The sequence below is a fragment of the Cognatundibacterium rugosum genome (assembly GCF_014284365.1).
Taxonomy (GTDB): Bacteria; Pseudomonadota; Gammaproteobacteria; order Burkholderiales; family Burkholderiaceae_D; genus Undibacterium; species Undibacterium rugosum.
Map to the genome: position 1 here is coordinate 334,331 of NZ_JACOGG010000003.1, position 10,612 is coordinate 344,942.

General features: G+C 55.7%; 9 protein-coding genes. 8 read left to right on the top strand and 1 reads right to left on the bottom strand.

The window, feature by feature from the left end; genetic code table 11:
• Nucleotides 1-65: 65 nt before the first annotated feature.
• The 8 genes from ureG (at nucleotide 66) to H8K47_RS04695 (ending at nucleotide 8,148) form a co-directional block, all read left to right on the top strand.
• The gene (gene ureG, locus H8K47_RS04660) at nucleotides 66-704 is read left to right on the top strand and encodes an urease accessory protein UreG (RefSeq protein ID WP_186880248.1); all 639 of its coding nucleotides are present in this window, start codon (nucleotides 66-68) and stop codon (nucleotides 702-704) included.
• 92 nt (nucleotides 705-796) lie between these two features.
• Nucleotides 797-1,393: a HupE/UreJ family protein gene (locus H8K47_RS04665; protein WP_186880249.1), complete on the top strand. Its 597-nt coding sequence runs from the start codon at nucleotides 797-799 to the stop codon at nucleotides 1,391-1,393.
• Nucleotides 1,394-1,711: 318 nt separating this feature from the next.
• Nucleotides 1,712-2,608, top strand: coding sequence for a dihydrodipicolinate synthase family protein (locus tag H8K47_RS04670; protein ID WP_186880250.1), 897 nt, complete (start codon nucleotides 1,712-1,714; stop codon nucleotides 2,606-2,608).
• Nucleotides 2,609-2,625: 17 nt separating this feature from the next.
• Complete coding sequence (locus tag H8K47_RS04675; RefSeq protein WP_186880251.1) at nucleotides 2,626-3,747, top strand: NAD(P)/FAD-dependent oxidoreductase; 1,122 nt, start codon at nucleotides 2,626-2,628, stop codon at nucleotides 3,745-3,747.
• 3 nt (nucleotides 3,748-3,750) lie between these two features.
• A complete protein-coding gene (locus H8K47_RS04680; protein ID WP_186880252.1) occupies nucleotides 3,751-4,029 on the top strand; it encodes a (2Fe-2S)-binding protein in 279 nt (92 codons plus the stop codon).
• Nucleotides 4,026-5,309 (top strand): NAD(P)/FAD-dependent oxidoreductase, encoded by a 1,284-nt coding sequence (locus H8K47_RS04685; protein WP_186880253.1) that lies wholly within the window; start codon nucleotides 4,026-4,028, stop codon nucleotides 5,307-5,309. Before H8K47_RS04680 ends, H8K47_RS04685 begins: the two co-directional genes overlap by 4 nt.
• On the top strand, nucleotides 5,309-6,739 hold the full coding sequence (locus H8K47_RS04690; protein WP_186880254.1) for an aldehyde dehydrogenase family protein: 1,431 nt from the start codon (nucleotides 5,309-5,311) through the stop codon (nucleotides 6,737-6,739). The genes H8K47_RS04685 and H8K47_RS04690 overlap by 1 nt, the downstream gene beginning before the upstream one ends.
• A 287-nt stretch (nucleotides 6,740-7,026) precedes the next feature.
• The gene (locus H8K47_RS04695; RefSeq protein ID WP_186880255.1) at nucleotides 7,027-8,148 is read left to right on the top strand and encodes a CaiB/BaiF CoA transferase family protein; all 1,122 of its coding nucleotides are present in this window, start codon (nucleotides 7,027-7,029) and stop codon (nucleotides 8,146-8,148) included.
• Nucleotides 8,149-8,187: 39 nt separating this feature from the next.
• On the opposite strand, the gene H8K47_RS04700 is transcribed toward H8K47_RS04695, so the two are convergent.
• Nucleotides 8,188-10,443, bottom strand: coding sequence for a carbohydrate binding family 9 domain-containing protein (locus H8K47_RS04700; RefSeq protein WP_186880256.1), 2,256 nt, complete (start codon nucleotides 10,441-10,443; stop codon nucleotides 8,188-8,190).
• Nucleotides 10,444-10,612 lie beyond the last annotated feature (169 nt).

Below are 10,612 nucleotides of genomic sequence, written 5' to 3' on the forward strand. Positions count from 1 at the left end.
TGGCCTCAGCGCCTTATCCTACGCAGCACAACAGCAATAAACAGAAATCAAATACAGGACTAGCTATGAACAAACCGAGTAATCCTAATCCTTTAAGAGTCGGCATCGGCGGTCCGGTCGGCTCAGGTAAAACAGCATTGTGCGAAATGCTGTGTAAGCGCATGCGTGCTGACTATGAAATGGCAGTGATCACCAACGATATCTACACCAAAGAGGATATGGAAATCCTGATGCGTGCCGATGCCTTGCCAGCAGAACGTCTGATGGGCGTGGAAACGGGCGGTTGCCCGCATACCGCGATCCGCGAGGATGCGTCCATCAACCTGGAAGCGATTGCACGCATGAGTGCCGATTTTCCATTTCTCGATCTGATCCTGGTGGAATCGGGTGGCGACAATCTGGCCGCTACCTTCAGTCCGGAATTATCCGATCTCACCATTTATGTCATCGACGTGGCCGGTGGAGAAAAAATTCCGCGCAAAGGCGGTCCCGGCATTACCCGTTCCGACTTATTAATCATCAATAAAACCGATCTGGCACCGTATGTTGGTGCCAATCTGGATGTGATGGCGCAGGATGCACGCCGTATGCGTGGTAGCCGTCCATTCGTGATGACGAATTTGCGCAGCGGTGAAGGACTGGAAGACGTGGTGCGTTTCATCCGCGAGCAGGGTATGTTGGATGTGGAAAAAACGCTGCAATAGGGGGGGGAAGCCTCGGCAACAATAAATTGAATAGTCAAAAAAACGGAAGAACGGTGCAGGATTTATAAATTTGTATAAGGGGGACTTGTTCTATGTATTCAAAAAATAAAACACGCTTACTGATGCTGTGCCTGAGTCTGCTGGCCATGCCTGGCATGACTTTCGCACACGATGGCCTGCATAGTGGTTCAGGCTGGCTGGCCGGACTGATCCATCCGTTCACCGGTGCAGATCACTGGTTGGCGATGCTGGCTGTCGGTTACTGGTCTGTGCAGCAAACTCATTTACGTCCTTATGCGGTCAGCCTGCAATTTACACTGGCCATGTGCCTGGGTGCCTCGTTGGGTGCTGCATTTGGTGTCATGCATTTGACCGAGTATCTGATCGCCGCATCGGTACTCTGCGGTGGCCTGGTGATGGCAATGGCAGTCCGGGTACCGGTCATGGCGGGCGTGCTGGCCATCAGTGTGTTTGGCGCTGCGCATGGTTACGCGCATGGTGCAGAGTTAGCGCCAGGCATGAGCCTGCTCGCTTATGCTGCAGGATTCACACTGTCCAGCTGCCTGCTGCAAGCCTTGGGTGCAGCCTTGTTCCTGCTCAGAAAACGCGTGTCCGGCGCGGGTAAATTGCGTTTTGCAGGTTGGGGCGTCGTTGCCTACGCGGTCTATCTGTTGGGGATGGGAAGCTGAATTCTTTTGATGGTGTCAGCTATCGCCTGCTATACGGAATCACTGCTGTGATTCCGTTTTTTTTTGGTGCTGCCGCAGATAGGCACAGATTGTCTGTGCCGATTTCTACTTCCAAATGCCTTGCATCAGTCAAGACGCAGCGCCTGTGGCGTCTTACACTGTGCACTGAACTTCATACCAGCCAGCGCAGGCTTTGCGTTATGCTGCGGAGGTAAGCAGTGCTCAGTGAATCTGGTTTGCCGTGAGCGGCAGGCGCTTACTGAGTGGGACAGATCTATCATCCAGACCGGCAGCGGCCGGAGAAAGTCAGGCTCTATCATGTGGCAAGGTGTTATTCCTGCAGTAACGACAAAATTCACTCCTGAAGATACGCTCGATTTCAAGGAAATGCAGCGGTGCTTCCAATATCTGATGGATGCCGGTTGCGATGGGCTGATCGCCTGTGGCTCATTGGGCGAAGGGCCATTTCTGTCGCATGCCGAGCGTATCGATGTACTGAAACTGAGCAAAGAAGTATGCGGATCTAAGCCAGCCTTGCTGACCGTGGCGGAAGCCTCAAGCAAAGAAGCCTGTGCGCTGGCGGAAAAAGGGGCTCGTGCAGGCGCCGATGGTCTGATGGTGGTGCCAAGCACAATTTACCATACCAATCATCAGGAAACTGTTGCTAATCTGCGTGCCATCGCGGCCGCCGCTGATTTGCCGGTCATGATCTACTCTAACCGTATCGCTTATCGCGTGGATGTGACGACCGATATGCTGGAAGAGCTGGCTGATGATGCGCGCTTTGTGGCGGTGAAAGAATCGTCGGACGATATCCGTCGCAGTACAGAAATCATTAACCGCCTGGGTGATCGCTATGACTTGTTCACCGGTGTCGATAATCTGGCTTTTGAGGCATTGACTGCCGGTGCCAAAGGCTGGGTCGCAGGTCTGGTGGTAGCCTTCCCACATGAAACGGTGGCGATCTATAAGCTGATACAGGCTGGCCGCTATGCCGAAGCCCTCACTATCTATCGCTGGTTCCGCCCTTTACTGGATCTGGATGTGTCGAGCTATCTGGTACAAAACATCAAGCTGGTTGAGGCCATGGTGATCGAGTCCAATGAGCGTGTGCGCCTGCCACGCCAGCCTTTGCAGGGTGAAGTGCGTAGCCGCGCAGAGGCTGTGGTGCGCGCTGCGCTGGCGACTCGTCCGGTCTTGCCACAACTGGCCTGAGCCCTTATTTCAGCGCCATGAGTTTGCATAGCGATGTGCTGGTAGTCGGTGCCGGCATCATAGGCACGGCCTGTGCGTGGACCTTGCAACAAGAGGGCTATCGCGTCACCCTGATCGACGCCGCCAGCGCTGGCTGTGGCGTGACAGCAGCCGGTATGGGGCATCTGGTGGCACTGGATGAAAGTGAGCAGGAACTGGAACTCTGCCTGTATTCACTGCGACTGTGGCGTGAGTTTTTGCAAGCCTTTCCGGGTACGGGTGAGCATCATCCCTGTGGCACTTTATGGGTCGCTGAAAATGAGGCTCAACTGGCTGAAGCCCATCAGCGTGCGGCACGGCTGAATGCACATGACTGGCAGGCCGATGCCATCAGCGGTGATCAGCTGGCGCGGCTGGAACCCGCATTGCGCAAAGGTCTGGCCGGTGCGGTGCGGGTGCAGCAGGACAGTGTGATTTACCCACCTGCAGTGGCGCATTTTCTGAGTCAGCAACTGGTCGCTGCCGGTGGCTGCTATTTGTCTGGCCGTCGTGTGCAGTCGCTGGCCCCGGATCACGTGCTTCTCGCTCATGGTGAGCGCATCCATGCCGCGCGTATCGTTGTGACCACAGGCGGACAGCTCAGCGAGCTGTTACCTGAGCTGCGGGTGTTTCCGCGCAAAGGTCATCTCGCCATTACTGAGCGTTATCCGGGCAGCTTACAGCATCAGGTCGTCAGCATGGATTATGGGCAAAGCAGCATGCGGCCGGATGGCCTGACTGTCGCTGCGAACGTACAGCCGCGTCCTACCGGGCAGTGGCTGATCGGTTCCTGCCGCCAGGATCATCAGACTGATACCGCAATTGATCCTGAGGCACTCACGGCGGTATTGAATGCAGCGATGCGTTTATTGCCTGGTCTGAGCGAGATGCGCATTCTGCGTGCCTGGGCGGGTATGCGGCCAGCGACAGCCGATGGTCATCCCCTGATCGGTGTGCATCCACATCATCCCTCCATCTGGATCGCAGCCGGACACGAAGGCTTAGGTGTCACTACGGCCTGGGCCACCGCGCATATCATCGCGGATCAGATGGCTGGCCGCACACCTGCGGTACACGCCGCACACTATTGTCCATCCCGTTTCACTCAGCCGGAGACCTGAGCTATGCAAGATCAAAAGGATAGCATCAGGCTTTGGCTCAATGGCAGACCAATCGAAGCGCAGACTGGTATCACGGTTGCGGCTTTACTCATGCAGCAGGATGAATGGCTGACGCGCTGCTCTGTTAGCGGTGAGTCGCGTTTTGTCCTGTGTGGTATGGGGGTATGCCAGGAATGCCGCGTCACGATCAATGGACAGCCGCAGCGCCTGGCTTGTCAGACACTGTGTAGCCCGGGCATGGTGATACAGACCGCATCCCATCACGCGATGGAGGCAAAATGACACAGCAAGAGATTTTCGTGCAACTCCTGATTATCGGTGCCGGGCCTGCGGGTCTGGCCGCCGCCAGTGCCGCGCTGCAGGCTGGCGTGCGTATCGTGATCCTGGATGAAAACCCGGCACCTGGCGGCCAGATCTGGCGCGGTGGCGAAATGAATTGGAAAGATGCGCGTGCCCATGCGATGTGGCAGCAAATTCTCAGCAGTCAGCTCGTTCAGTACCTGCCCGCGACGCGCATCGTCGCACTGCAGGCACAAACTCTGGTGGCAGAGCAGGACGATCAGGTACTGACGATACACTGGGAAAAGCTGATTTTATGCAGCGGTGCGCGTGAGATTTTATTGCCCTTTCCGGGTTGGACTATACCCGGTGTGATGGGTGCTGGTGGCTTGCAAGCTTTAGTTAAGGCAGGTGCCAGCTTGCAGGGGAAACGCGTGGTGATCGCCGGTAGCGGCCCTTTGTTACTAGCCGCAGCGCAGACTGCGCAGCAAGCGGGCGCGCGGGTGTTGCTGATTGCGGAAGATCAGCCCTGGTCCGCTTTGTGCCGTTTTTTCTGGCAATTAGTGCGCCAGCAGCGCGCCAAAGCCTGGCAGGCGCTGGGCTTGTTCTGGTCTTTGCGATATGTACGTTATCGCGCATGCAGCACGGTGTTGGCGGCGTCCGGTCAGCAGCGTTTACAACAAGTGCGGCTGCGCCAGGGTCAGCAGGAAATTGAACTTGGCTGTGATGTACTGGCCTGTGCTTATGGCTTAACGCCGAATCTGGAATTGGCGCATACGCTGAAGTGTGCGCTGACAGAAGGCAAAGTACAGGTCGATGCGCAGCAAATGACGTCTGTACGCAACATCTGGGCAGCAGGTGAAGTGACTGGTATAGGTGGTGTGGAGCAGGCGCTGATTCAAGGACACATTGCAGGCCTGGCCGCTACGGCACAGGCGATTCCGGAGGCAGCGCGACGTGTGCAGCGACAGGCGTTGGCATTTGCGCGTTTATTGCAGACTAGCTTTTCACTCAGGGCCGGATTGCGCGCGCTATGCAAACCGGATACCCTCGTGTGCCGGTGCGAAGACGTGAGTGCCGCGCGCTTACAGCAACATGCTGACTGGCGTACTGCCAAGCTGGTGACACGCGCCGGTATGGGGCCATGTCAGGGCAGGATATGCGGCACGGCCTGTCAGTTTTTATACGGTTGGGAAGCACCGCAGTTGCGTCAGCCTGTGTTTCCCGCCAAAACATCAACGCTTGCTGCCCTGGCAGCGGGCAGCCTGAAGGAGACAGAATAATGAAAAAATTATGGATTAACGGTGAATGGACAGACGGCGCTCAGTACACTACTGTACGCAGCCCATCTGACCGTGCTGACGTGGTTGGCGACTACGCGACGGCAGGCGCAGAACAGGCAGAGGCAGCGATTGCAGCGGCGTATCAGGCATCGCATAGCTGGCGTCATTCTGGCGTACAGCAAAGAGCAGATGCACTCGATCTGATCGGTTCTGAAATCCAGGCACGTAAAACTGAGCTGGGTACTTTGCTCGCGCGTGAAGAGGGTAAGACGCTGCCGGAAGCGATAGGGGAAGTCGGCCGTGCTGCCGCGATTTTCAAATTCTTTGCACAGGAAGCTTTGCGCATCCGTGGCGATAAACTGGCGTCGGTACGTCCTGGTATAGAAGTCGATGTGAGTCGTGAACCTGTGGGTGTGGTTGGTATTATCGCGCCCTGGAATTTTCCTATCGCGATACCGGCCTGGAAAGTCGCACCGGCACTGGCTTTTGGCAATACGGTATTGCTCAAGCCAGCGGAATTAGTACCAGCCTCGTCCTGGGCGCTGACAGAAATTATCAGCCGTGCCGGTTTGCCACCCGGCGTATTCAATCTGGTGGCGGGACCTGGTCGTGTAGTTGGCGAAGCGATGGTGAATGATCGCCGGGTCGATGCGATCAGCTTTACCGGTTCCGTGACGACTGGCAGCCGGGTACTCGCTGCTTGTGCAGCACGACGCGCTAAAGTACAGCTGGAGATGGGCGGCAAAAATCCTTTGGTGGTGCTGGCAGACAGTGATCTGGACGTCGCGGTCAATGCTGCGGTTCAGGGTTCTTTCTACTCTACCGGCCAGCGCTGTACGGCGTCGTCGCGCATTATTGTGGAAGAGGCGATCTATGGCCGCTTTGTGGCCGCGGTGACCGACAAATTGCAGCAGCTGAGGGTAGGTCATGCCCTGCACACAGGTATCGACATCGGCCCGGTGGTAGATCAGTCGCAGCTGGATCAGGATTTGCGTTACATACAGATCGCTAAAGATGAAGGCGCGAAACTGGCTTTCGGTGGTGAGCGCCTGCAACGTGATACCGACGGCTATTTCCTCAATCCTGCCTTATTCGTGGATTGCGATCCCTCTATGCGACATACGCGCGAGGAAATCTTCGGGCCAGTTGCTTCGGTGATTCCGGCTAAGAATTATGAGCATGCTTTGCAGCTCGCGAATGATACGGAATTCGGGCTGACTGCTGGCATTTGTACCACCTCACTCAAGTATGCGACACATTTCCGTCGCCATGCGCGGGCTGGTATGGTGATGGTGAATGTGCCGACTGCCGGCGTTGATTATCACGTGCCTTTCGGTGGTACCAAGGGTTCCAGCTATGGCGCACGTGAGCAGGGCAGTGCAGCGGTCGAATTTTTCACCACGATGAAAACCGCTTACATCGCATCCTGAGCGCTGCTGATGTCCGCCTTTACGTTGCTGAGTCAGTGCCTGTACTGAACCTCAGCAGCGCAGCAAAAAAACGGACTGCGTCGGCGCGAAGCACCGCCAGCGTCCGTGCCTCACGCGGGCAATGGCATTGTGCCATCAAGTTCGAGGTACCAAACATCCTTATCTGATCGACCACCACAGGCAAAAGCGTTGAAAATAAAAATCCTGTTGTTTCCGTATGTGCACCCTGCGAACAGGCTTAAAAAACAGCGATACTGTTGATTCTCTTTGTATACAGGAGTGCGTCTATGAGTGGACCGCTGGCAGGATTGCGTGTGATAGAAATGCTGGGTCTGGGGCCTGGTCCGTTTGCTGCCATGATGCTGGCAGATATGGGGGCTGAGGTGGTTCGGGTGCAGCGCCGCGCCGATACCGCGTCGGCGGCGCAGCAGGTGTTTCCTTTGCTGGGCAGCCGTTACGATGTGCTGGGACGCAGCCGGCGTGTGATTACACTGGATTTGAAATCGCCACAGGATCAGGCGACCTTGTTGGCGCTGAGTGACAAAGCGGATGCCCTGATCGAAGGTTTTCGGCCCGGTGTGATGGAAAAGCTGGGGCTGGGGCCTGAGGTTTGTCTGCAGCGTAATCCGCGGCTGGTGTATGGACGCATGACAGGCTGGGGACAGAACGGGCCCTTAGCGCACAGTGCCGGACACGATATCAATTACCTCGCGCTGAGTGGCATGTTGCAAGCGATGGGCAGACCGGATAGTCCGCCTGCGCCGCCCTTGAATCTGGTAGCAGATTTTGGTGGCGGTGGCATGCTGTTGGCCTTTGGTGTGGTCTGTGCTCTGCTGGAAGCGCGCCAATCGGGGCAGGGACAGGTAGTGGATGCCGCCATGACGGAAGGCAGTGCCTTATTAGGCGCGATGCTCTATGGATTTCAGGCTGCCGGTGCCTGGTCCTTACAGCGCGGCAGCAATCTGCTCGATGGCGCTGCGCATTTTTACGACACCTATGTCTGTGCTGATCATCGCTATATGGCGGTCGGTGCGATAGAGCCTGCGTTTTATCAGCAATTGTTGCAGTTGGCTGGGATAGATGTGAGCCAGTTACCGGCGCAGTTTGATCGCGCTGGCTGGGCCGCCGCCAAACAACAGCTGGCGCAAGTATTTGCGACAAAAACCCAGGCGCAATGGTGTGAATTATTGGAGGGCAGCGATGCCTGTTGTGCACCGGTGCTGGATATGCAAAGCGCGCCTTTACATTCCCATGCAAAAGCGCGTTCCAGTTTTGTCGAACTCGATGGTGTGGTACAGCCAGCACCGGCACCGCGTTTCAGCCGTACCCAGCCGGATGTACCTGCGCAATCTGCACATCAGAACGATGAGTCGGCGGCGATACTGCGCGACTGGGGTATTGCATCTTAGTCTTATAGTCTGCGTCGCTCAGATTTCATTGGTTTCGCTTCAGATGCGCCAGGACAGCTTCACAAAGACTTCGTTTTGCTGACGTTTGGCAGTCAAGCCCGGCGTCTCATTGCCGGAGCGGGTCCAGCCCAGATAGGCGACCCGTCCCAGGCTCTCGGTATGGGTGTACACCAGCGAGCTGATATGGCGTTCACTATCGGCAGCCACGGCTTTTTGGTATAGCGCCGGATTGCGCCAGACATGACCGCGTTGATAAATCAGACGCAGATTATCCTGGCTGCTGAAGTGCAGCACACTGTTGAGCTGAAAGGCGGTTTCTGTGTAGGCACGGCCTGACTGCGTAAGGCCGGGTATCGCGGTCTGATTGATCCAGTTAATCGCAAAGTTAGGCTCCAGCTCGAAGCGGTCATGCAGACGCAGTTTAGCGCTGCTACTCATGGTGCCACCGCGGCCAAGGCGGTTGCTGTCGATATCGATCACATCACCCAGAGTCAGGTCGGCGGACACCCTGGCCACCTGGCGGCCGGGACTCACACCGAAACCGGCCAGTAACTTATTGCTTGAAAATACCTCACCCGTTTCACTGACTCGGCTTTGGCTGGCCGGGCTGAAGGCCAGATAGGCACTGCTGTCGTAATGGCTGGCAACCCGTATGCCGGGTATCAGGCTGCGGCCCATGATATTGCCCAGACTATCGCGTTTGTATTCCAGCTGCAGATAAGGATTCACCTCATGGAAGATGCCGTTGCGGCCAAATTTTTTGACCAACTCAGCGTTAACACTGCGGAATCCGGTCTGTGAAAAAAATCCATTATCAGCGCGGAAGTCCTTACTTAAATCCTTGTACGTGGCGGACATTGCCCAGCTGTCGTTGCCGCGCGACCATTCCAGATGCGCAGCGTGACCACGCGTGCTGGCGCCTGCGACCAGATTGCCGTCAGCATTGGCCTGGGCTGTGGTTTGGCTCACTAAGAGCTGGCCGCGCAGCATTTCATTTTCATTGCGCTGCCAGATAAAATCGGGGCCGAACACGCGGTTATAGGCTTTTGACTGGCTCAGCGTGCGGTCTGTCAGTACCGCTCCCGCTGACAAGCTGCCAAAGTGGAAGTTGGCGCGCGCATCGGTGGCGATGGAATCCTCGCTGCGGGTCGCGAGTCCGGTGTAATAGCTATTCGGCAGCAGCACCAGGCCACCGGCGATATCTCTGGCTGTGAGGATGCTGATATCACGTTCGCCGTCGCGCCGTGTATAACGTAAGCCTGCGTCGGGATTGGAAATACTGCGTGTGCTGATTACATTCATCGGTGTTTTCAACATATCCGCACCTTCCAAAAAGAATGGCTTTTTTTCAGAAACGAAAATACTGAAGCGGGTATTGCCGGATAACTGAGGGGCATCCAGCTCGATTTGTGAAAAATCCGGGCGTATGGTGGCGTCGAAAGTCGTAGCGGAATCCGGTCTGAATTTCATATCCAGACTCAGCTGATTGCTGCTCGCTGAGCTTGCCGGAGTGCCGCTCTGCTCATCGCGACTGCGGCGGCTGACTATCTGTGGTGTGATACTCCAGTTCATACCGGAAGGCAGATTTTTCAAGCCATGGATCTCATCTGAGAAGCACAGATTGCAACTGGCGGCACGTGTGACGCCACCGCTATACATGCGGTAACGCTGATCCCGCATCATATTTCGCAATACCAGCAAACTCCAGGGTTTGTCTGCATTTTTGTCGTAGGCAATTTCGGAAAACGGTATCCGGTATTCGGCACTCCAGCCATCATCCTGTATTGCCGTCGCCACCTGGTAATCATAGTCCGGGGCAGTATCGTCGCCCGTCATATCCGAGTACATGCCATCCATAATCGCGCCACGCGCATTGACATAAAACACTTGTGAGGACTTATGGCTGCCACTGGCGTCGATGTAAAGCGCGACAAAGTCCTGATCGATACTGATCTTATCGCGCCGCGCAAAGGGGGCACGTATCAGCGCTGCCTTGTCATCGTAAGCTTTGATGCCGACGTAGAGGTATTTTTCGTCATAAGCCAGCCTTACCTCAGTTTTTAAATGCGCTTTTTGCTGATCGACAGGCTGGGTTTGATAAAACGTATCAAACGCCGCCGCCTTTGCCCAGATTGCCTCATCCAGCTTGCCATCGACTTGTATAGGCTGGGTTTTATCGGTGATGGGGTAGGCCTGAAAGCCGGCGGGTGCTGCGTAGTTTATGTTGCAAAGCAGTGATAAGGCAATGCTGCAGCTTGGTCGTGTCAGTCGCTTGACGAAAGTTAGGATAGGCATGAGGTTCAGTGTTGGCTGATGAAGTTTGAGCAGCGTATCAGACTAGGGCATGTCCTCATTTCATAGAATCAGCCAGCAAGTAGACATTTTTGCTGATTTGCAGGATTCTTCCATCCTGGATAAAAGGGAGATGGAATGGTTCGGCGCGTATTAAACGATGATATCTGGC

Coding starts and splice junctions, on each gene's coding strand:
- H8K47_RS04685 (WP_186880253.1), top strand. CDS start 4,026: ATGACACAGCAAGAGATTTTCGTGCAACTCCTGATTATCGGTGCCGGG.
- H8K47_RS04700 (WP_186880256.1), bottom strand. CDS start 10,443: ATGCCTATCCTAACTTTCGTCAAGCGACTGACACGACCAAGCTGCAGC.
- H8K47_RS04675 (WP_186880251.1), top strand. CDS start 2,626: ATGAGTTTGCATAGCGATGTGCTGGTAGTCGGTGCCGGCATCATAGGC.
- H8K47_RS04690 (WP_186880254.1), top strand. CDS start 5,309: ATGAAAAAATTATGGATTAACGGTGAATGGACAGACGGCGCTCAGTAC.
- ureG (WP_186880248.1), top strand. CDS start 66: ATGAACAAACCGAGTAATCCTAATCCTTTAAGAGTCGGCATCGGCGGT.
- H8K47_RS04665 (WP_186880249.1), top strand. CDS start 797: ATGTATTCAAAAAATAAAACACGCTTACTGATGCTGTGCCTGAGTCTG.
- H8K47_RS04670 (WP_186880250.1), top strand. CDS start 1,712: ATGTGGCAAGGTGTTATTCCTGCAGTAACGACAAAATTCACTCCTGAA.
- H8K47_RS04695 (WP_186880255.1), top strand. CDS start 7,027: ATGAGTGGACCGCTGGCAGGATTGCGTGTGATAGAAATGCTGGGTCTG.
- H8K47_RS04680 (WP_186880252.1), top strand. CDS start 3,751: ATGCAAGATCAAAAGGATAGCATCAGGCTTTGGCTCAATGGCAGACCA.